Source organism: Arthrobacter sp. FW305-BF8, assembly GCF_021789315.1.
Lineage (GTDB): Bacteria > Actinomycetota > Actinomycetes > Actinomycetales > Micrococcaceae > Arthrobacter.
This window is the reverse complement of the sequence record NZ_CP084561.1, coordinates 22,781-43,107: the sequence shown is the minus strand read 5'-3', so window position 1 is coordinate 43,107 and position 20,327 is coordinate 22,781. Positions and strand designations below refer to the sequence as shown.

Sequence of the window (20,327 nt, the reverse complement as noted above, 5' to 3'; positions counted from 1 at the left end):
CGGTAGTTAAAGGACAAGCTGCACGATGAGCAACACGCTTCCCAGCGCCGACGCGCCGATCGCCAGCGCCTTCAGGCGCGCCGGGTTAAGGAAGCGATTAACGAACCGCGATGCGGCATAGCCGCCCACAACTGCCGGGACCATCCACAGTGCCAGGGTCAGCATCTCCGCCGTGACCGCGCCGGCCATCCAAAGCATCGCCATCGAAATTGTCGATCCCACCATGAAGAACGCGCTCATGGTGCCGCGCATCCGGGGACCCTCGTGTCCCTGCCATACAAGCGCCATGGGTGGGCCGCCGATGGACGTGGCAGTGCCCATGATGCCCGAGGCCGCACCCGCGGCGATCAGGTTGGCCCGGACCGGCCGGGGCGCCCAGCCCCGGCCCGCCAGCACCAGCCCGGTCAGCACCACTGCCACCACCGCCCAGGCCAGCCCTTCGCGGGAGAGTACCGCCACCAGCCACGCGCCGAGGAAGCTTCCGGGAATCCGGCCCACCAAGGCCCACCCGGTGCCCCGCAGATCCAGGTGCTGCCGCTCCCGTACGGTCACCAGCACCGTGACCAGCAGGGCCAGGAGGATGAGCGTGGCAGGCAGCAGCGCCGGATCCACGATTGCGATCACCGGCGCTGCCAGCATGCCCATGCCGAAGCCGCTGGATGCCTGCAGGCAGGCGGCCAGGAAGATCACCCCGGCGATGAGGGCGTATTCGGCAGCGGTCACAAGGCGGTAGCCACTGCGCCGCTCAGCCCCTTGATGGAATCGAGCGGGAAATGGCACTCTGCAACATGCCGTGTGCCGTCCGGTGCCGCCAGCACCTGCGGCTCCGGCGATACCTCGGCACAGATGTCCTGCGCCTTCCAGCACCGGGTCCGGAAGCGGCAGCCCGACGGCGGATCCAGCGGCGAGGGCAGCTCGCCGCGGAGAACGATCCTGTCCCGCTGTGTTCCGCTGACATCCAGCTTCGGCGACGCTGACATCAGGGCCGCTGTGTAGGGGTGCCGGGGGTGGTCGAAGACCTCTTCGGTGGCCCCGGTTTCGATGATCCGCCCCAGATACATCACGGCCACCCGGTCCGCCACGTGCCGGACCACGGTCAGGTCGTGCGAGATGAAGATGTAGGAAACACCGAGTTCCTGCTGAAGCTCGTTGAGCAGGTTCAGGACCTGCGCCTGGACGGAAAGGTCCAAGGCGGACACGGGCTCATCGAGGATGAAGACGTCGGGGTTCAGTGCCAAGGCGCGGGCGATGCCAATGCGCTGGCGCTGTCCGCCGGAGAACTCCTGCGGCGACTTGCGGGCATCGGAGGGACGCAGCCCCACCATGTGCAGCAGTTCGCGGACGCGGGCGTCGCGTTCCCTGGATGTCGGGTACAGGCTGCGGTGCGTGGCCCACGGTTCGGCGATGATGTCCCCGGCGTTCATGCGGGCGTTCAGGGAGGCAAAGGGATCCTGGAATACCATCTGCACCCGGCGCCGCCAGCTCAGCAGCTCCTTGCCGCGCAGCCCGAACGGGTTGGTTCCCTCAAAGGTGACGGTTCCCTCGTCCGGTGTTTCCAGCATCATCAGGGTCCGCGCCAACGTGGACTTGCCACAGCCGGATTCGCCCACTAGCCCGAGGGTCTCTCCCCGCCCAACTGTCAGGCTGATGCCGTCCAGGGCCTTGAGCCTGGTGTTGCCGCTGGCACTCTTGGCCACGTGGAACGTCTTGGTCAGGCCGTCAATGGCCAAAAGCGGCTCAGGCATTGTTGATCTCCTCGCTGAAGTGGCAGGCGGCGGTACGGGCAGGTGAGCTGTCAATAGGCCGGAGGGCGGGACGCTCGGCCCGGCAGATGTCCTGTACCAGCGGGCAGCGCGACTGGTAGACGCAGCCGGCCGGGATGTCGTGGAGCTCGGGCGGGCTGCCCGGGATGGACTTCAGCTGCGCGCCGCGCTCCAGGTGGACGGGCACCGATTCCAGCAGCCCCTTGGTGTAGGGGTGGCGGGGATCTGCGAACACTTCAGAGACAGGTCCGCCCTCCACCACGTTGCCGGCGTACATCACCGCCACGGAGTCCGCTTCCTCCGCCACCACTGCCAGGTCATGGGTGATGAGGATGACGGCCATTTGGCCCTCTTCACGAAGGGTGCGCAGCAGCTGCATGATCTGTGCCTGCACCGTGACATCCAGTGCCGTAGTGGGTTCATCGGCGATCAGAAGGCGCGGATTGAGAGCCACGGCCATCGCGATGAGGATGCGCTGGCGCATGCCGCCGGAGAACTGGTGCGGGTAGGAATTGACCCGTGATTCCGGTTCGGGGATGCCCACGCGCTTCATGAGGTCGATAGCTTCAACACGCGCCTGCTTGGCATTCAGGCCGCGGTGGATCCGGAAGGCCTCGCCAAGCTGGGTTCCTACTGTATATACAGGGTTCAAAGCGGTCAGGGCATCCTGAAAGACAATGCCCAGGCCCGGGCCGGCAAACTTGAGCCGTTCCTTGGGGCTGAGGGCGGCGAGGTCGGTCCCGTTGAGGACAATCTCGCCGCCGGCCAGGTCGCAGACGGGGTCCATGATGCCGGCCAGGGCCTTCGCGGTCATGGACTTCCCGCAGCCGGATTCCCCGAGCAGCGCCAGGGTTTCCCCGGCGCGGGCTTCGAATCCCACGCTGTTGACGGCACGGACGGTGCCGCGGTGGGTGCGGATGTCCACGACGAGGTCGCGGACCTGCAGGACGACGTCGTGCGCCTTCGCTTCTGCGGCGGCCTCGGCGGCGGCCGCGCCGTTGGCCGTTTCTGCGGCGCGGGAGCGTTTCACCGGAACTTGTTCGGCAGCTGCTTTCACGGCTGGGTCTCCTTCACTGGAATGCGGGCGATCAGCCGCTTGCGGGGAAGCGCCAGGCGCCAGCGCTGGGCCGGGTCGGTGGCGATCCGCAGCCAGGCGGCGAGGACGTTGGCGGCGATGGTGGTGACCACGATCGCGACGCCGGGGAAGATGGACAGCCACCAGGCGGTCTGCAGGTACTGCCGGCCCTGGGAAACCATGAGGCCCCAGCTGACGTCCGGCGGTTGGGTGCCGATGCCCAGGAAGCTCAGCGAGGACTCAGCGAGCATCACGTAGCAGAATTCGAGGGTGGCCAGCGTGAGCAGCGTCGGCAGCACCACGGGGATGACGTGCCGGACGATGATCGCGCTGGGCTTGGCCCCGAACGTCCGGGCAGCGTCCACGAACGTCCGGCTCTGGAGCTCCGCGGACTCGGCGCGGGCGGTGCGCAGGTAGATCGGGATCCGGGTCAGGGCGAGGATCAGGACGATGTTCGCGGCGCTCGGGCTAAAGACGTAAAGGACGACGACGGCGAGCAGCAGGGACGGGAAGCTCATGATGACGTCGGCGATGCGCATGGACACGTTTTCCCGCCAGCCGCGGTGGTAGCCGGCCCAGACGCCCCACAGGGAACCGATGACCAGCGCCACCGCCACCGCGGGCAAGGCGACGGAGAGGGTGGTCCGGCTGGCAACCACCAGCCGGGCCAGCATGCTCCGGCCCAGGGAATCGCTGCCCAGGAAGTACTCCCAGCCGTGCGCGAGCGTGAACGGCGCCTTGTTGGCGAACAGCAGGTTCTGCTTGGTGGCCAGGTCTCCCATCAGGGCGGGGCCCAGGAGCGCCGTCAGGCCAATGAACACCAGCACCAGCGCCGAGACGGTGGCGAAGCGGTCCTTGAGCAGGAGGCGGAACAGGCTCAGGTTGCCGTCCTGCTTACCTTCCTTGGCCGCTTTGTTGCCGCCCTCCGGGAGTTGGGCTCCCTCCGGCAGCTGCTCCGGCGTCGCACTCTCAGTCAGTGAACTTTTCATGGCTACTCCTAAGCCTTAGCCGCGACGGGCCGGACGCGGGCTTTGACCGTGACGGGACGCACGCGCGCGTCCAGCAACGCGTAACCCATGTCGATGAGGATGTTCAGGGTGAAGATCGCGACGGCGGTCAGCAGCACTGCTGCCTGCAGGACGGCAAAGTCCCGCTGCAGGATCGAGTCGATCATGAGCTTTCCGATCCCGGGCCAGCCGAAGATGGTCTCCACCACGACGGCCCCGTTGACCAGTCCCACGGTCAGGTCGCCGGCCACTGTCAGCGCGGGGGCGGCTGCATTGCGCAGGGCGTGGCGCGTGACCACCCTGAACTCACCTGCGCCACGGCTGCGGGCGAGCTTGATGTACGGCTCCGAGAGAGCCGACACCATAGAGCCGCGGACAATCTGGACCAGCACACCGAACGGCCGCAGGAGCAGCGTGGCGATTGGCAGCACCCAGGCGCTGGCTCCCGACACACCCGACGTCGGCAGCCAGCCCAGGGTGATGGCGAATACCCAGATGCCCACGATTGCCAGCCAGAAATCCGGGATCGAAGCGGCAGCCATGGAGATGAAACTTGAGATCCGGTCCGCAACGCCGTTCGGCTTCAGCGCGGCCCAGCAGCCCACCACGAGTGCCAGCAGCACCGCCAGCACCATGGTGGTGGCGGCCAGCTGCAGGGTGGCCGGGAAGGCACGCAGCGCCATGGCGGCCGCGTCCTGCCCGGTGCGCAGGGACTGCCCGAAATCAAGACGGAGCACGCCGCCGAAGTAGTCGGCCATCTGAACCAGCAGCGGCTGGTCCAGGCCGTTGCGTGCCGTGAAATCGTCGCGCATCTGCTGGGTGGCGTTCAGCGGCAGGTACAGGCTGGCGGGGTTGCCCGTCATCCTGGCCAGGGCGAACACCCCGACGATCACCACCACCAGCGGCAGTGCGCTGGAGACAATCCGCTTTCTCAAGTAGTTCAGCATGGCTGTCCTTCTCTCCCGGAAACCGGGGCTAGCTTGCCGGGGTCATTTCCGAGACGCGCAGCTCATCGCCGCTGGAGGAGTTGGGCGTGTAGTTCACGGACTTGGCCTTGCCGATGATGCCGGTCTGGTGCGAGATGTGGGCGAACTGCACAACCTTGTCGTTCTGGTAGGCGAAGACCTCCTCGAAGTCCTTCTTCCGCTCGTCGCCGGACGCGGCATCGGCCTTCTTGATCATGGCGTCAAACTCGGGGGTGCCGAAGTAGCTCTGGGCTCCGGTGGACAGCATGTACTGGTCCACGGTGAAGGCAGCGTCGCCCGCCTGGTTGCCGTGCTGGGTCATCAGCGCCACTGCTCCGTCATCCTTGGCGAAGGGGCGGACCTGGTAGGTCAGGTGCTGGCTTGTCTCGAGCATCTTGAGCTTGACGTTGAGGCCGGCCTGGCTGAGCTGTTCCTGCAAAACCTGGCCCAGTTCGGTGATCTTCGGGAACTGGGCGCTGCGGACCACCAGCGAGATCTGCTTGGACGTGTCCACGCCGGCGGCCTTGGCCTCGGCAACGAGGGACTTGGCCTTGTCCAGGTCGAACGGCCAGCCCTTCAGCGCATCGTTGTGGCCCACGATGCCCTGGGGAACCAGCTGGGCGGCCACCTTGTGCTTGCCCTGGTAGAGCGAATTGACGATTCCCTCTTTGTCGATGGCGTAGTTGATGGCCTGGCGGACGCGGATGTCATTGAGCGGTGCCACGTTGGCGTCCAGCCGCAGGGCAACCGTCTCGTTGTTCGGGTAGTCAACGCCGAGGTCACCGATGTTGTCGTCCGGGCTAAGACCCATGGCGACGTCGGCCTCGCCGCTGGTGATCATGGCGGCTCGCACAGAGCTTTCGGAACGCCACTGGTACTCGGCCTTGGCGTATGCGGGCTTGTCCCCCCAGTAGCCGTCCCAGGTGGAGAGCGTGATTTTCTGGCCCGCATCCCACTGCTCGATCTTGTAGGGGCCCGTGCCGATGGGCTCACGCACCTTCTCCGTGGTGCTCGTGGACGTCGGCACCACCTCGAGGAACGACAGGCGCAGCGGCAGGATGGGATCGGCTTCGGGCGTCGTGACGGTCAGCGTGGTGGCATCCACGGCCTTCACTTTGAGGTCCGCGTCGCCGAAGACGTAGCCCTCCACGTTGCAGCCGAGCTTCGAGTTGACGGCCCTGTTGATGGTGAAGGCAGCTGCTTCGGCGTTGAACGGCGTGCCGTCCTGGAACTTCACTCCTTCACGCAGCTTCAGCGTCCATTCCTTGTCGCCCGTGGCCTTCCACTCAGTGGCGAGCTTCGGCTCGAGTTCGCCGGTCTGCGGGTTCCGCTCGATCAGCGGCTCGGTGACGTTCGAGCGAACCACCACACCGGTGGAGGTCAGGTTCGACTCGCAGGCTTCCAGGGTGGGCGGTTCCTGGCCCAGGACCACGCGCACGGCGTTCGAGGAGGAGGCTCCGGCGTCGGAATTGGCAACTGAACAGCCGCTCAGGCCAAGCACAGCGACGGAGGCAAGGGCCGGCCACTTCAGCAAGGCGGCGGGGAAGGGGAGCTTTGAAGAAGACGTCATTGTTTTTCCTCCGGATCGGGTGATTGCGGCAGCGGCTGGTCCCGTAGTGGAACGGAATCAGGTGCTTGGGCCGCGCTGGACTCAAGCTAATTGAGGTCCAGGGGGTCCACAAGGATATTGCGGGGCATTGGCAGCGCAGGGAGGCGGGCCAGGGCTAGGCCGGAGGCGTGTGACGGCCGCCACGTCCTCCCGAAATCCGCGTGGTTTCGCGGTAGGCGGTGAATCAATACACTCACGGCATCGATCCATGCCATTTACATGTTGGACCCGTATAGATCGGAATCTTAGGGTGCAGCTATGAAGAACATCGCCGTCCTGCAGGTCGGACCCCTCATGCCAACCGTCCAAGAATCCATCCGGAAGGATTACAGCGCCGTCCGGCTTCCCGATGCCGGCCCGGAGCGGGAGGCCTTCCTGCAGGAGCACGGCCCGTCCTTCGAGATCGCCGTGACGTCAGGAAAGTTCGGCGTCGGAACCGAACTGATGCGCGCGCTTCCCAACCTGCGCGCCGTCATCAATTTCGGCGTCGGCTATGACACCACGGACGTTGCGCAGGCCGCCGAACGCGGCATTACCGTCAGCAACACCCCCGACGTCCTCAACGACTGTGTGGCGGATACCGCCGTCGCCCTTTACCTGGACGTGCTGCGCAAAACCAGCGCCGCCGACCGCTATGTCCGTCGCGGTGCCTGGCTCAGCCAGGGCAATTTTCCGCTGGCCACCAAGGCCAGTGGCCGGAGGGTCGGCATCCTCGGGCTCGGCCGGATCGGACGGGTCATTGCGCGCAGGCTTGAAGGCTTCGACTGCGACATCAGCTACCACAGCCGCAATCCGGTGGCCGACGTCGCATACCGGTATGCCGCCTCCCCTGTGGAGCTGGCGGCCGGCTGCGATGTGCTGATCGTCGCCGCCGCCGGCGGTCCCGGCTCGGCTGGCCTGGTTGATGCCGACGTCATTGCGTCCCTGGGCCCGGACGGGTATCTGATCAACATCGCCAGGGGCTCCGTTGTGGACGAGGAAGCCCTCGTGGCTGCCCTTCTGGCCGGGCGCCTGGCCGGTGCGGGACTGGACGTTTTTGTGGAGGAGCCGAAGGTTCCGGAAGACCTCCTCGGCCTCGACAATGTGGTCCTCCTGCCCCACCTGGGAAGCGGCACCCACGAGACCAGGGCCGACATGGCCGAACTCACCCTCGCCAACCTGCGTTCCTATGTGACCACTGGCTCTGTGCTGACGGCGGTGCAGGCATGAGCGTCGCGGTGGGCTACGTTGCCACGCAGGAACGCCGGGCGGCACTCAGCGCCGCCCTCGGAGAGGCGGCATTGCGCAAGACCCGACTTCAGATCATGGGGCCCCAGCCCGGCGAAGCCTCCGCCGAATCGGAATCAGACATCAGGGACGCCATCGCGGCCGCGGCAGCCGTCGGCGTGGATGCCTCACTCCGGCACAACGAGGGCTCGGATGCAGCGGACCTGATGATCGACGCCTCGTACGAGGAGGACATCGAGCTGATTGTGATAGGGGTCCGCCGCCGCTCCCCGGTGGGAAAGCTCTTCCTCGGCAGCACGGCCCAGCGGGTGATCCTCGAGGCCGGCTGCCCTGTCACGGCGGTTAAGGCCGACGTCGGGCCGCGCTAGCGGATAGTAGTTCCCTGCGGGTATCGCGCCATGCAATATGTGTGTTGGACGGGCATGAAACCTACTGCTTACAGTTAATAGGTGCTGTGGCGAGGACCACAACGGCCTGCCCCGTAGTCCCCACAGCGTGATCTTGCTGCTCTATCAAAGAGGATTCCCCACATGCAGTCTGTAGACACCGCTGTCACGGATCTGGCTTCGGCCATGAAGAAGTTTTTCCGGCGCGTGCTGCCCATCATGCTGGTCATGCTCGTATGCAACCAGCTGAACAGGTCCAACATCGGCTACGCCCAGGACCATCTGCAGGCTGACGTCGGCATCGGCGCCGCGGCCTACGGCTTCGGCGCCGGGCTGTTCTTCATCGCCTACGCCATCTTCGAGCTCCCGAGCAACGTCATGATGGAGAAGTACGGCGCCAAGGTCTGGCTGACCCGGATCATGGTCAGCTGGGGCATCGTGTCCTTCCTGATGGCGTTCGTCCAGAACGAGACAATGTTCTACGTACTGCGGTTCCTGCTCGGTGCCGCGGAAGCAGGCTTCTTCCCGGCCGTCATCTTCTACTTCGCCCGCTGGGTCCCCGCCGGCCAGCGCGGCAAGGCGACCGCCATCTTCATCGCCGGATCCTCGGTGGCAGCCGCCCTGTCGGGCCCCATCGCCGGCCTGCTCCTGAGCCTGCACGACGTCCTGGGCCTGCGCGGCTGGCAGTGGCTGTTCGGCTTCGAAGGAGTGCTCTCCGTCGTCGTTGGCATCACCGTATTCTTCTTCCTGGATGCAAAGGTCCAGGATGCCAAGTGGCTCACTGCCGGCGAAAAGTCGGCCCTGACAGCAACCATCGCCCAGGAGGACGCCCAGCACACGACGGCCAACGGCAAGCAGGACGGCAAGGTCAACCGCTGGAAGATGCTCCTTAACCCGCAGATCCTCCTGCTGTGCGGGATCTACTTCTCCGTGCAGCTTTCCATCTACGCGAACACGTTCTGGCTCCCGACCATCGTCAAGCAGATCCCCGGCACCACAGACCTGAGCGTCGGCTTCCTCTCCTCCATCCCCTGGGTATGCGCCGTGTTCGCCATGTACTTCGCAGCCAAGTGGCAGGACAAGGCGAAGTCCAAGCGCCCGCTGCTGGTCGCCGCGCTCCTCGTGGCTGCCGTCGGCACCCTCGCAGCAGCCGTCGCCTCCCCGGTCCTTGCCCTGGTGTTCCTGGCCGTCGCAGCCCTGGGCTTCAAGAGCGCATCACCGCTGTTCTGGACCATCCCGCAGTCGACCCTGCACCCCCTGGTCCTCGCCCCCGCCATCGCCATCATCAACTCCCTGGGCAACCTCGGCGGTTTTGTGGCACCGTTCGGATTCGGCATCATCAAGGAGCAGACCGGAAGCGTGGTGCCCGGCCTGTTCGCCCTGGCGGCGGCATCGACGGTGGCCGCCATCCTGGTCTACTTCCTCAAGGAGCGGAAGCCGGCCTCCGACGCAACGGAGAAAGCATCGGCGCCCGGCGCAACACGGCTGGAGCCGTCAGCGGCGAAGTAGCAGTCTTCTCTTTACGAGTCAGTGTTCAGCGCCCCGGGGCGGGTGATCGGAATTCCGGCACCCGCCCCGGGGCGTTTTTCCTGCGAGGGCAGCGGTTGTGCCGCCGGCGCTCTGGCATTGCAGGGACAAGAGTCGTACGCTCGGAGCAATCGCACGCGGCCGGGCGAAAGCCGAACGCTGCTCCCTGCGCTCCGGCCCCGGCTGGTGCGCTTACCGGGATAGTCCCGCGAGAACCCGCGGGACAGCCGGCACAGGGAACGGGGATCCACTCATGCACCGAAGCATCGCACCAATCTCCCTCACCGCCGCGGCGGCACTCTTCCTCGCAGGATGCGGAGGGCCGGCGCCGTCCACCACGGCAGCTCCCTCGAGTTCCGCGTCTGCAGCAACTGACGCCGCACCCTCCAGCGTTTCACCGCAGGCAAGTACGACGGCGGAACCCTCCTCCGCGTCCGCCGCACCGACGTCAGCGGCGAAGGCCTACACCAACGAGGACCTCGCGGCTATCGTCACAGGACTGAAAGACGCGCAGGGACGGGCGCTGACAGTGGTTCCCGCCGCCCAGCTGGACCAGGGGCTTGTCGTCGCCCGGGAACTGCTCAAGAACGCCGTCATCACGCCCAAGGCGTGCGGGGTGCTGGCGGACAACAACACCCAGGTTCCCGAAGGGAGCACCTACGCAGCGGGAGCAAGCCTGGCGGCGGAAGCCAAGACTGCCACGATCGTGACAGTTTTCGCGGTTAAGGATCCCACCGTCATGACAACCCAGTTCGACAAGAGCGATGCAGCAGTCCGGGACTGCTCAACCTATACGGTCGAACTGAAGGGGCAGAAAATCACGAGTGCGATGAAGCCGGTCGAGGTTCCGGTGGACGCGGACAAGTCCGTAAGCGCACTGCAAACCCAGACCCTCCCCAATGGCCGGAAGCAGGCCGTCCTTACGGTTACAGGTGTTAGAGGCACATTGGCGGCCACAGTCGTGAAAACGGGAGCCGCCGGCGCCGTGACCGAAAGCGCTGCCCCGGAACTCGCCAAGCTCGTCAACGCCGCGCTGGCGGCCGGCTAAGGGGCCTGCTGACCCGCACAGGCGGGAAAACAAGAAAGGACCCCGGGAAATCATTGATTTCCCGGGGTCCTGATGCGTGCGCGAGGGGGTGTGTAGTTTCACGACATAGTTCTCACATGAGTCGGGACATTGTTCCCAGCTGACGCTTCGCCGGTGAGTCGGGACATAGTTCATACCCGGTACAGGCTGAGCATGATTCATGTCGAAGCAAAAAGTCATCGTCCTCGCCGTCCGGAACCAAGGGCTGAGCGTCGCTGACGCAGCCCGCCGATATGGTGTCAGCCGCCGCTGGGTGCACGAGCTCCTGCGGCGTGAAGCAACAGGAGGCATCGCGGCCGTCGAACCCCGATCAAAACGGCCTCTCAGCAATCCCCGCCGCACTGACGACGTAGTCACAGCACGTATCCTGGCCCTGCGCCAGGAACTGCAGACAGCCGGACTCGACGCCGGTCCAGTCACGATCGCCTGGCACCTCGAACGCGAAAACCTCCCCGCGCCCTCAACGTCCACGATCCGCCGGATCCTCCACGCGGCCCACCTGATCACTCCCGAGCCAAAGAAACGCCCGAGGACCTCCCTGCACCGTTTCGAAGCGCACCAGCCCAACGAGACCTGGCAGTCCGACTTCACCCACTGGCCCCTGGCCGACGGGACCGACACAGAGATCTTGAACTTCCTCGATGACCATTCCCGCTACCTGCTCGCATGCACCGCCTACCGGCCCGTCACCGTCATCGCCGTGGTGACCACGTTCCTCACAGCTGCCGCCGAATACGGCCTTCCGGCCTCGACCCTGACAGACAACGGCATGGTCTACACGACCCGGCTCGCCGGCGGCAAAGGAGGCCGGAACGCTTTTGAACACCAACTCCACACGCTGGGCATCACGCAGAAGAACGGCTCCCCAAGCCACCCGCAGACCCAGGGCAAAATCGAACGGTTCCACCAGACGCTGAAGAAATGGCTTGACGGACAGCCGCGCGCCCACACCCTCGAGGACCTCAACGAACAGCTCGGCAAATTCCGGCACATCTACAACCATGAACGCCCGCACCGCGCCCTGGACCGACGCACGCCGGCCACCGCCTACACCGCCACCCCCAAAGCAGAACCCGTAGGAGCGAGGCAAGGGGACCACTGGCGCCAGCGCATCGACCGCGTGGACCGGTTCGGGAAACTAACCCTCCGCCACGCAGGACGCCTGCACCACATCGGCATCGGCCGCGCCCACGCCGGGAAACACATCCTGATGCTCATCCACGACACCGACGTCATCATCAGCGACACCGCCACCGCCACCGGAGAGATCATCCGGGAACTCACCATCGACCCCGACCGGGATTACCAATCCAGACAAAGAAAAACACCCCGGTCCTAAGACCGGGGTGTTACCGATGACTCGACTCATCCGTGAAGGATGTCCCGACTCACCACAATGCGTGCGCGAGGGGGGATTTGAACCCCCACGCCCTTTCGGACACTGGCACCTGAAGCCAGCGCGTCTGCCGTTCCGCCACTCGCGCGCAACTTCTTTCACTTCGGCCAACCGGAATCCGGTTTTGCACCTCGTGAAAGCAGCGAGATCAAGCATAACGGACATTCCCCGCAAATTCCTAATCGGGGCATTACAGCCGCCTTGCGGCCTGTTTTTCCCCGTCAGGGCCGCGGCGGCGAGGGCCCTCGATGCCACCACGGAGGCAGGGTTCCGGCCTGTGATCGCTCCCACACCCGCCGGGGAAACGTGAACGAATCGGGTTCCCGGCGCGTTGTGGATTAAGGTCTTTCGCAGACGTGGCAAGTAGTATCGGATACATAAGGGCCCGCTTCCGGCGGGCAGGCGTTTTGTTATGAGTTTCGTTGTGACCGCATCGCCAGAATGAGTTCCACGGGACGTGCTGTCCCTCAGCAGCAAGGAAAGGAGAGGACCATGGGTTTGCTGGACAAGGTCGAACGCGGCATTGAAAAGGCCGTCCGCGGCGTCTTCTCCACCGGCTCCAAAGCCCAGGTTGAGCCCGTGGAAATCGCGAGCCGGCTCCGCCGCGAAGTGGACCACAAGGCCATCACCATCGCCGCCGGACGCACCCTGGTGCCCAACATCTTCGACGTGCTCCTGAGTGACGAGGACTTTCAGCGCGCCCAGGAATGGGGAACTCCGCTGGCCGAGGAACTCTGCGACGTCGTGATCAACCATGTCCGCAGCCAGGGCTACATCCTCCAGGGACCGGTCCGAATTTCTTTCCGCCGGGACGAATCCCACCGGGCCGGCGACTTCGAGATCACCTCCAAAACCGAGAAGTCCTCCGGTTCAGCGCCGGCAGCTCCGGCTGCTCCGCGGGCTAACGTGCCGGCAGCGCCAAGCCGCCAGCCAGTCCGCCTCCAGCCTGTCCTAGATATCGACGGACAGCGGTATTCACTCAATGCGCCCTCAGTCGTCCTGGGCCGTTCATCAGAGGCTGACATCCTGGTGGACGACACCGGAGTCTCCCGCCGGCACCTGGAAATCCAGACCCACGGCGGCACCACCACCGCCGTCGACCTGGGCTCCACCAACGGCAGCTATGTCAACGGACACAAAGTGGCCGGCAGCATGGAACTCACCGACGGCTCCACCATCACGATGGGACGGACCAAAATCATCTTCCGCCTCCTGCCCGCCAACAATGGCGGCCGCCCATGAGCGAACTGACCATCACAGCCCTGCGCTTCGGGTTCCTGCTTCTTCTCTGGGTTCTCATCTTCAGCATCGTCTCCGCCATGCGGCGCGACCTCATGATTGGCCGCAAGGCGGCCACCGGCGCTCCCACGGCCCGGCAGGTGCGGAAGAATCCGGAACTGGCAGAACCGGCGCCCGCGCCGGCAAAGCAACAGGCCCGCCAGCTGCTCGTCACCGAAGGCCCGCTCAAGGGCCGTACGGTCCCGCTGGCTGCGAGCCCCATCCTGCTGGGACGGGCGCAGGAAGCCACACTGGTACTCGAGGATGACTACGCTTCCGGCAGGCACGCCCGTCTCTTTCCGCAGGGAAGCCGCTGGTTCATCGAGGACCTCGGCTCCACCAACGGCACCTATCTGGCCGAACAGCAGCTCACCAGGGCCCTGCCCGTGGACCTTGGTGTACCCGTGAGAATCGGCAAGACGGTCATTGAATTGAGGCCGTAGCCATGGCCGCTCCGGACATGCCCGCGGGCGAGGTGCCAGCCTCGCCTCGGCCCCTCATCCTGCGCTATGCGGCGCGTTCTGACGTCGGCCGCATCCGCGCGAAGAATGACGATTCCGCCTATGTGGGACGGCATCTCGCCGTCGTGGCGGACGGCATGGGCGGCCACGCCGGCGGCGATGTTGCTTCCGCCGCCACCGTCCTGGACATGATCCACCTGGACACCGACGACTACGATGACGACGCCGGCACGGTGCTGGCCGACGAGATCCAGACCGCCAACTCGCTGCTATCGGAACTCGTCCACATCAATCCCAAGCTGGCGGGCATGGGCACCACCGTGACTGCCCTGCTGCTGGCCGAGGGCAAGCTCCATTTCGCCCACATCGGCGACTCCCGTGCCTACCGCCTGCGCGACGGCGAGTTCGAGCAGATCAGCATTGACCACACGTTCGTCCAGCGCCTCATCGACGAGGGCCGGCTGCGCCCCGAAGAAGCGGAAACCCATCCGCACAAGAACGTCCTGATGCGAGTCCTCGGTGACGTCGATGCGAGCCCCGAACTGGACCTGGCCACCATCGAGGTGCAGCCCGGAGAGCGCTGGCTGCTCTGCTCCGACGGTTTGAATTACGTCGCAGGCCACGTCGTGGAGCGCACGGTGCGGGAAACGCCGAATCTCAGCGAATGCGTGGAGACGCTCGTTGACCTCACCCTCGAGGCGGGCGCCCCGGACAACGTCACGGTTGTCATGGTGGAAATCGTGGAGGAAACGCCCGACGACGTCAGCACGGCCGCCGTCGACATCGTCCCTAACGCCGAGCAACCGGAAGCTATTACCGGGACGAAGGCTGCTGAGCCACCCTCCGCCCCAGTCTCCGGGCCACTCGATACCGGGCCAACAGAATCGACGCGTGGATCCACGGATCCTTCCTCCCCGCCGGCCGCAGTTCCGGCGGCCGGCAATTCCGAGGCGGACCGGACATCCGGGCCTGACGCGACATCCGGGCCCGACGCGGCAAGCGAGGATGCCGGCAAACCGTCGTCGAACGAACCCGCCACCAGCACCGATCCGCATCTGGGCGAGCACCTGTCCGCGGAGGTACTGCGCGAGGAACTGGCTTCCCGGCCCCACATCCTCGTCGGCGCAGCCGTCGCTGCTGCCGAGACCGGTTCCATCCCCACCATTGCCGGCCGGACCGTCGCGCGCCGCGCGGCAACTGTCCTGACACACAAGTCAGACCATGCCCGCGATGAGGCCGAGGAGTTCACGCCCGTCAGGCGCCCGCGCCGCTGGCTCACCCTGGGAATTGCGGGCGCCGCACTCCTGGTCCTCGCCGTCGGGCTCTGGCTCGGTTACGCCTGGACCCAGACGCGCTACTACATCGGTGAATTCGACCAGCGGGTGGCCATCTTCAACGGCGTATCCCAGCGCCTCGGCCCCATCCAGCTCTCCACCCTTGAAGCGGTGACGGACATCCGGATGGATTCACTGCCCCAGTTCTCGCAGCAAAGGGTGCGCCAGACGGTTCCCGCACGGGATTTGTACGATGCCCAGCGGATCGTCAAGAACCTTGAACGCACGGGAAGCACCGCACCCTCGGATGAGTGCCTGACTGCGTCTCCCACGGCCTCCGCCTCGGCCTCGGCGAAGGCTACGGCTTCAGCCACGGCCAAGGGCTCCGCCACTCCAAAGCCGGCCACCACGTCCCCGAAGGCGACCACAACCGCCAAGCCGACGGCATCGGCAACAACCGGAGCCTCGGCCGCACCCACCCCAACCGCAACCTGTGAGGGGGGCCAATGAGCCACGCCGACACCATGCCCAAACCCCGGCGCAACGTGGAACTGCTGTTGCTCGTACTCGCCCTGTCGGTCAGCATCGGCGCCAACGCACTGATCAGCATTGACGAACAGACCGCACTGGACACGGACTTCTGGTTCCAGTCCAGCCTGCTCGCCGTCGCGTCCCTGGTGTTCCATGTGGTCCTCCGGTTCCGGGCTAAGTATGCCGATCCGGTAATACTTCCGCTGGTGGTTGCCCTCAACGGCCTCGGCCTGGCCATGATCCACCGCCTCGACGCTCCGGGCGACGACACCGGCAACAACCAGCTGCGCTGGACCGTCATCGCCATGGCCGTTGCCATCGCCGTGATCTGGTTCCTCAAGGACCACCGTGTCCTGCGCCGCTTCACCTACATCTCCCTTGCCGTCAGCGCGCTGCTCCTGATACTTCCGCTGGTCCCCGGCATCTCCGCCGGCGAGATCCTCGGGGCCCGGGTCTGGATTCGCCTCGGTCCGATGACGTTCCAGCCCGGTGAGGTCGCCAAGATCACCCTCGCCATATTCTTTGCCGGATATCTTTCCTCGAACCGGGACCTCATCATGCTGGCCGGCCGCAAGATCGGGCCAATGCAGTTCCCCCGGTTCAAGGACATGGGACCGATGATCACGGCCTGGCTCGTAAGCATCGGCGTGCTGATCTTCCAGCGGGACCTCGGATCGTCCGTGCTGTTCTTCGGCCTGTTCATCGTGATGATCTACGTGGCCACCAGCCGCATCAGCTGGGTGGTGATCGGCCTCACCCTGATCCTCGGCGGCGGCTTCGTGGCATCCAAGGTCTTCTCGCACGTTGGCCTCCGCATCGACAGCTGGCTCAATGCCTTCACCGAGGAAGTCTTCGGCCGTTCCCCCGGCGGCAGCGGCCAGATCGTGGAAGGCCTGTTCGGCATGGCCAGCGGCGGACTAGTGGGCACCGGCCTCGGACAGGGCCGGCCCAACCTAGTGCCGTTCGCCAACAGCGACATGATTATCGCCTCCTTCGGCGAGGAACTGGGCCTGATTGGCCTCTTCGCCATCGTGATGATGTACCTGCTGCTTTTCACCCGCGGTTTCCGTGCGGCCCTCGGCACCCGCGACGCCTTCGGCAAGCTCCTCGCATGCGGTCTGTCCTTCGCGGTGGCGCTGCAGTGCTTCGTGGTGATCGGCGGCGTGACGCGGCTGATTCCGCTGACCGGCCTCACCACGCCGTTCCTGGCCGCTGGTGGCTCCTCGCTGCTGGCCAACTGGATCATCGTTGGCCTGCTGCTGATGATCTCCCACACGGCCCGCGGCCCGGTGGACACCTCACCGATGCAGCCCGGCCGCACGCCCGAGGCGCAGAAGCCGGCACCGGTGACGGCCGCAGGAAGCCGGCAGGACCGGAACAGCACCCAGACTCTCCCAGACGCTCCCACCGAGGCGGTGAAACACCTGTGAACCAGGCCATTCGACATTCATGGATCGCCGCGATCGCCATGTTCGCCCTGATTTTCGGTGCGATCAGCTACGTCCAGGTGGTGGGCGCGGACGAGCTCAAGGCCAATCCGTGGAACAGGCGAGCCATACTGCAGAACTACTGCAATGACCGGGGAGCGATCCTCGTGGGTGGCTCCGCCATCGCCGAATCCGTCCCGGGCAATGAATCCTGCAAGTTCCAGCGCCGGTACAACCAGCCCGAGCTATATGCGGGGCTGACCGGATACTTTTCCCGGAGCTACGGGGTCACGGGCCTCGAAAGTGCCATGGATGCCCAGCTGGCCGGAAGCTCGGACCAGCTGTTCTTCGACCGGATCGGACAGCTCTTTTTGGGCAACCAGCCCAAGGGCGCATCCGTCGAGCTGACCATCGACCCCAAGATCCAGAAGCTGGCCTACGACCTCATCCCGGAAGGCCAGCGGGGGTCGATCGTCGTGACCGATCCCAAGACGGGCAACATCCTGGCCATGGTCAGCAAGCCCTCCTACGATCCCAACCTCATCGCCACCCAGGACGTCGCCAAGGAGCAGGCTGCATACAACGCGGCCATCAAGGTCCCGGGCGTCAATCTGAACCCCTCCGTCAGCGGCCCCACGGGCGCCCTGCTGGCACCGGGCTCGGTTTTCAAGCTGGTGGACACGGCGGCAGCCCTGAGCTCCGGCAAGTACAACGCCGACAGCGTGCTGCCCAACCCGGCCCAGATGAGCTTCCCGGGCATCCAATACCAGCTGCCCAACTACGCCGGCGGCAACTGCTACACCCGGAACACGGCGAGCTTCGCGTTCGCGCTGCAGCAGTCCTGCAACACGCCCTTCGCGAGTATTGCCCGCGATCTGGGAGAGAACGCGATAGCCCAGCAGGCCAGCAAGTTCGGCTTTAATTCAGACCTCGGCGACCAGCTCAAACTGGACTACGCCCCCAGTGTCTTCCCCTCGGACCTCGACGACGCCGGACTGGCGCAGTCCGCCATCGGCCAGCGCGACGTCCGTGCGACCCCGCTCCAGATCGCGCTGATGACCTCGGCCATTGCCAACAGCGGAGTGCAGATGGCGCCGAACCTGATCAAGGCCGTACGTTCCCCGGACCTCCGCGTAATCGACGAACCGAAGCCGGTGGCTTTGCGGACCTCGACGACGCCGGAGATCGCGGGACAGATCACCGAGTGGATGACCAGCGTGGTCAGCGAGGGCATCGGCTCCGGTGCCGCCGTGCCAGGCGTCGAGGTCGCCGGCAAGACCGGCACCGCCGAGCTCGGGGACGGCCTGAACAACTCTTGGTTTACGGGGTTCGCCCCGGCTAACGATCCGCAAGTGTCCGTCACGGTCGTCATGCAAGGCGTGGACATCACCGCCGGAGCACAGCTAACCAGTCCGAACGCAAAGAGAATTTTTGAGGCGGTGTTGAATAAGTGAGGCCTACATCGGGAATCACCCTCGGCGGCAGATTCCAGTTGACCACGCGTATTGCGATCGGCGGCATGGGTGAAGTCTGGAAGGCCAAGGACCTGATCCTGGGCCGGATCGTGGCCATCAAGGTGCTCAAAGAGGAGTACACGGGCGACCCCGGCTTCCTCCAGCGGTTCCGCGCTGAAGCCCGCCACACCGCGCTGCTCAACCACGTGGGCATCGCCAATGTCTTCGACTACGGCGAGGAGGAAGGGTCCGCCTACCTCGTGATGGAGCTGGTCCCCGGCCAGCCGCTGAGCAGCATCATCGAGCACGAGCAGGTGCTCTCACCGGACCGTACGCTGTCCATCATGGCCCAGACGGCGCGGGCCCTGTCCGTGGCCCACGCCCAGGGCCTGGTGCACCGTGACATCAAGCCCGGAAACCTGCTCATCACCCCGGACGGACGGGTCAAGGTCACCGACTTCGGCATCGCGCGCCTGGCGGACCAGGTGCCGCTGACCCAGACCGGCCAGGTCATGGGCACCGCCCAGTACCTCGCCCCCGAACAGGCCACGGGCCAGACCGCCACCGGCGCCTCGGACATCTACTCCCTCGGCGTCATCGGTTACGAGTGCCTCACCGGGCACCGGCCGTTCTCCGGCGAATCCCAGATCGCCATCGCCCTGGCCCAGGTCAACGACGCGCCGCCGCCCCTGCCGGAGTCGCTGCCCAGGCCGGTCCGGGCGCTCCTGATGTCCATGCTGGCCAAGGACCCGAAGAACCGTCCGGCCAACGCGATCAAACTGGCCGAGGCAGCGGAGGCCATCCGCAACGGTGACATCTCGGCAGCCCACGCCGCCGTCCCCGGCATGCTCCTGTTCGAAGGGGGCACCGGCGCCATGACAGCCCCGGTTAATATCGCCACGGCACCAACCGGCGTCATCGGTTCGGAGAAAAGCCCGACGGCGGCCACCTCGGCGCTGCCCGTGCTGGGCGCGGCAGCTGCTGGTGCTGCCGCCGGCGGAGCCGCTGCTGCGGCCGCCGGAAACCCCTCGGATGCCGCCCCCACGCGGGCGGGCAGCACGCTGTCGCGTGCCGATGCCCTGGCCGCCGAGCGCAGTTGGGACCAGGAAGAGGACCAGTACGCGGCACCCTACGACGGCGAACCCGCCGATGAGCCCGAGCGGCGGAAGCGCAGCCCCTGGACGTGGCCGCTGATCGCCCTGATCCTGCTGGTGCTGTTCGCCGTCGCCGGTATCCTCCTGAGCCAGGCCGGCTTCCTGTCCCCGGGCCAGAGTCCTGCCGCCACCACGTCGAGCACACCCAGCCGCAGCGTGACCACCAGTTCCACGCCGACGCCTACCCGGACATCGGCGACCCCGACGCCGACGCCCACACCGACGCCGACGCAGTCCACTCCCGAGGCCATCAACGTCATTCCGGACGCGTACCTCGGCAGGCAGTACAGCGAGGTCCGCACCGAACTGATCGCGCTCGGGCTCAAAGTCAACGGCGATGAAGTCTTCAACCCCGCCGCTCCCGGCACGGTCACGGACCTCAACCCGTCCGGCCCGCTGCAGGCCGGCGACACCGTAAAGGTCACCTATTCCAAGGGACCGAAGAAGATCGCCGTCCCGGACATCGGCACGGGCAGCAGCGAGTCGGAAGTCCAGTCAGCCATCGAGAAAGCCGGGCTGCGCTGGCAAAAAGGTGCCGACGAGCCCGGCGATCCCGACCAGGACGCCGGAACGTTCGTCCGTTCCGAGCCCGAAAGCGGCCGGGAGGTCGACGCCGGCACTGTCGTGACTTACCACCTGTCCGAAACGCTGATCCCCACTCCCTCATCCACGCCGACCCCAAGCGGCTCGCCCAGCGGACCATAAG

17 protein-coding genes and 1 tRNA gene are annotated in these 20,327 nt (G+C 65.8%); 11 read left to right on the top strand and 7 right to left on the bottom strand.

Going from position 1 to position 20,327, the window contains the following annotated elements:
* Window positions 1-6: 6 nt before the first annotated feature.
* Genes LFT45_RS00200 through LFT45_RS00175 form a run of 6 tightly spaced genes read right to left on the bottom strand, consistent with a single transcriptional unit; the run spans window position 7 to window position 6,380 of the window.
* On the bottom strand, window positions 7-723 hold the full coding sequence (locus LFT45_RS00200; protein WP_236805964.1) for a sulfite exporter TauE/SafE family protein: 717 nt from the start codon (window positions 721-723) through the stop codon (window positions 7-9).
* Entirely contained in the window at window positions 720-1,745 is a 1,026-nt protein-coding gene (locus LFT45_RS00195; RefSeq protein WP_236805963.1) for an ABC transporter ATP-binding protein, read from the bottom strand. The genes LFT45_RS00200 and LFT45_RS00195 overlap by 4 nt, the downstream gene beginning before the upstream one ends.
* The gene (locus LFT45_RS00190; protein WP_236805962.1) at window positions 1,738-2,820 is read right to left on the bottom strand and encodes an ABC transporter ATP-binding protein; all 1,083 of its coding nucleotides are present in this window, start codon (window positions 2,818-2,820) and stop codon (window positions 1,738-1,740) included. The genes LFT45_RS00195 and LFT45_RS00190 overlap by 8 nt, the downstream gene beginning before the upstream one ends.
* Window positions 2,817-3,827: an ABC transporter permease gene (locus LFT45_RS00185; RefSeq protein ID WP_236805961.1), complete on the bottom strand. Its 1,011-nt coding sequence runs from the start codon at window positions 3,825-3,827 to the stop codon at window positions 2,817-2,819. The genes LFT45_RS00190 and LFT45_RS00185 overlap by 4 nt, the downstream gene beginning before the upstream one ends.
* Before the next feature lie 8 nt (window positions 3,828-3,835).
* Window positions 3,836-4,792, bottom strand: a complete 957-nt coding sequence (locus LFT45_RS00180) for an ABC transporter permease (RefSeq protein WP_236805960.1) — start codon at window positions 4,790-4,792, stop codon at window positions 3,836-3,838.
* A gap of 28 nt (window positions 4,793-4,820) precedes the next feature.
* Window positions 4,821-6,380 carry an ABC transporter substrate-binding protein gene (locus tag LFT45_RS00175; protein WP_236805959.1) on the bottom strand — a complete coding sequence of 520 codons (1,560 nt, stop codon included), beginning with the start codon at window positions 6,378-6,380 and terminating at the stop codon, window positions 4,821-4,823.
* Between the two features lie 297 nt (window positions 6,381-6,677).
* Here LFT45_RS00175 and LFT45_RS00170 point away from each other — a divergent pair, with 297 nt between their 5' ends.
* The 5 genes from LFT45_RS00170 (at window position 6,678) to LFT45_RS00150 (ending at window position 11,985) form a co-directional block, all read left to right on the top strand.
* On the top strand, window positions 6,678-7,628 hold the full coding sequence (locus LFT45_RS00170; RefSeq protein WP_236805958.1) for a 2-hydroxyacid dehydrogenase: 951 nt from the start codon (window positions 6,678-6,680) through the stop codon (window positions 7,626-7,628).
* The gene (locus tag LFT45_RS00165; RefSeq protein ID WP_236805957.1) at window positions 7,625-8,014 is read left to right on the top strand and encodes a universal stress protein; all 390 of its coding nucleotides are present in this window, start codon (window positions 7,625-7,627) and stop codon (window positions 8,012-8,014) included. Before LFT45_RS00170 ends, LFT45_RS00165 begins: the two co-directional genes overlap by 4 nt.
* A gap of 162 nt (window positions 8,015-8,176) precedes the next feature.
* Window positions 8,177-9,541 (top strand): MFS transporter, encoded by a 1,365-nt coding sequence (locus tag LFT45_RS00160; RefSeq protein WP_236805956.1) that lies wholly within the window; start codon window positions 8,177-8,179, stop codon window positions 9,539-9,541.
* Window positions 9,542-9,812: 271 nt separating this feature from the next.
* Window positions 9,813-10,607: a hypothetical protein gene (locus LFT45_RS00155; RefSeq protein ID WP_236805955.1), complete on the top strand. Its 795-nt coding sequence runs from the start codon at window positions 9,813-9,815 to the stop codon at window positions 10,605-10,607.
* 199 nt (window positions 10,608-10,806) lie between these two features.
* Window positions 10,807-11,985 carry an IS481 family transposase gene (locus LFT45_RS00150; RefSeq protein WP_236804357.1) on the top strand — a complete coding sequence of 393 codons (1,179 nt, stop codon included), beginning with the start codon at window positions 10,807-10,809 and terminating at the stop codon, window positions 11,983-11,985.
* A 62-nt stretch (window positions 11,986-12,047) separates the two neighbouring features.
* On the opposite strand, the gene LFT45_RS00145 is transcribed toward LFT45_RS00150, so the two are convergent.
* Window positions 12,048-12,130 (bottom strand) — tRNA-Leu (locus LFT45_RS00145).
* Between the two features lie 404 nt (window positions 12,131-12,534).
* On the opposite strand from LFT45_RS00145, the gene LFT45_RS00140 reads away from it, so the two are divergent.
* From LFT45_RS00140 to LFT45_RS00115, 6 genes are read left to right on the top strand one after another with little or no spacing between them, the layout of a single operon-like run.
* The gene (locus tag LFT45_RS00140) at window positions 12,535-13,284 is read left to right on the top strand and encodes an FhaA domain-containing protein (RefSeq protein ID WP_236805954.1); all 750 of its coding nucleotides are present in this window, start codon (window positions 12,535-12,537) and stop codon (window positions 13,282-13,284) included.
* Window positions 13,281-13,763 carry an FHA domain-containing protein FhaB/FipA gene (locus tag LFT45_RS00135; RefSeq protein WP_102972613.1) on the top strand — a complete coding sequence of 161 codons (483 nt, stop codon included), beginning with the start codon at window positions 13,281-13,283 and terminating at the stop codon, window positions 13,761-13,763. Before LFT45_RS00140 ends, LFT45_RS00135 begins: the two co-directional genes overlap by 4 nt.
* 2 nt (window positions 13,764-13,765) lie before the next feature.
* The gene (locus LFT45_RS00130; RefSeq protein ID WP_236805953.1) at window positions 13,766-15,565 is read left to right on the top strand and encodes a protein phosphatase 2C domain-containing protein; all 1,800 of its coding nucleotides are present in this window, start codon (window positions 13,766-13,768) and stop codon (window positions 15,563-15,565) included.
* The gene (locus LFT45_RS00125; RefSeq protein WP_236805952.1) at window positions 15,562-17,016 is read left to right on the top strand and encodes an FtsW/RodA/SpoVE family cell cycle protein; all 1,455 of its coding nucleotides are present in this window, start codon (window positions 15,562-15,564) and stop codon (window positions 17,014-17,016) included. The genes LFT45_RS00130 and LFT45_RS00125 overlap by 4 nt, the downstream gene beginning before the upstream one ends.
* Entirely contained in the window at window positions 17,013-18,467 is a 1,455-nt protein-coding gene (locus LFT45_RS00120; RefSeq protein WP_236805951.1) for a penicillin-binding transpeptidase domain-containing protein, read from the top strand. The genes LFT45_RS00125 and LFT45_RS00120 overlap by 4 nt, the downstream gene beginning before the upstream one ends.
* Complete coding sequence (locus LFT45_RS00115; protein ID WP_236805950.1) at window positions 18,464-20,326, top strand: protein kinase domain-containing protein; 1,863 nt, start codon at window positions 18,464-18,466, stop codon at window positions 20,324-20,326. The genes LFT45_RS00120 and LFT45_RS00115 overlap by 4 nt, the downstream gene beginning before the upstream one ends.
* Window position 20,327 lies beyond the last annotated feature (1 nt).

Coding starts and splice junctions, on each gene's coding strand:
- LFT45_RS00125 (WP_236805952.1), top strand. CDS start 15,562: ATGAGCCACGCCGACACCATGCCCAAACCCCGGCGCAACGTGGAACTG.
- LFT45_RS00195 (WP_236805963.1), bottom strand. CDS start 1,745: ATGCCTGAGCCGCTTTTGGCCATTGACGGCCTGACCAAGACGTTCCAC.
- LFT45_RS00180 (WP_236805960.1), bottom strand. CDS start 4,792: ATGCTGAACTACTTGAGAAAGCGGATTGTCTCCAGCGCACTGCCGCTG.
- LFT45_RS00135 (WP_102972613.1), top strand. CDS start 13,281: ATGAGCGAACTGACCATCACAGCCCTGCGCTTCGGGTTCCTGCTTCTT.
- LFT45_RS00155 (WP_236805955.1), top strand. CDS start 9,813: ATGCACCGAAGCATCGCACCAATCTCCCTCACCGCCGCGGCGGCACTC.
- LFT45_RS00165 (WP_236805957.1), top strand. CDS start 7,625: ATGAGCGTCGCGGTGGGCTACGTTGCCACGCAGGAACGCCGGGCGGCA.
- LFT45_RS00130 (WP_236805953.1), top strand. CDS start 13,766: ATGGCCGCTCCGGACATGCCCGCGGGCGAGGTGCCAGCCTCGCCTCGG.
- LFT45_RS00160 (WP_236805956.1), top strand. CDS start 8,177: ATGCAGTCTGTAGACACCGCTGTCACGGATCTGGCTTCGGCCATGAAG.
- LFT45_RS00170 (WP_236805958.1), top strand. CDS start 6,678: ATGAAGAACATCGCCGTCCTGCAGGTCGGACCCCTCATGCCAACCGTC.
- LFT45_RS00175 (WP_236805959.1), bottom strand. CDS start 6,380: ATGACGTCTTCTTCAAAGCTCCCCTTCCCCGCCGCCTTGCTGAAGTGG.
- LFT45_RS00185 (WP_236805961.1), bottom strand. CDS start 3,827: ATGAAAAGTTCACTGACTGAGAGTGCGACGCCGGAGCAGCTGCCGGAG.
- LFT45_RS00150 (WP_236804357.1), top strand. CDS start 10,807: ATGTCGAAGCAAAAAGTCATCGTCCTCGCCGTCCGGAACCAAGGGCTG.
- LFT45_RS00140 (WP_236805954.1), top strand. CDS start 12,535: ATGGGTTTGCTGGACAAGGTCGAACGCGGCATTGAAAAGGCCGTCCGC.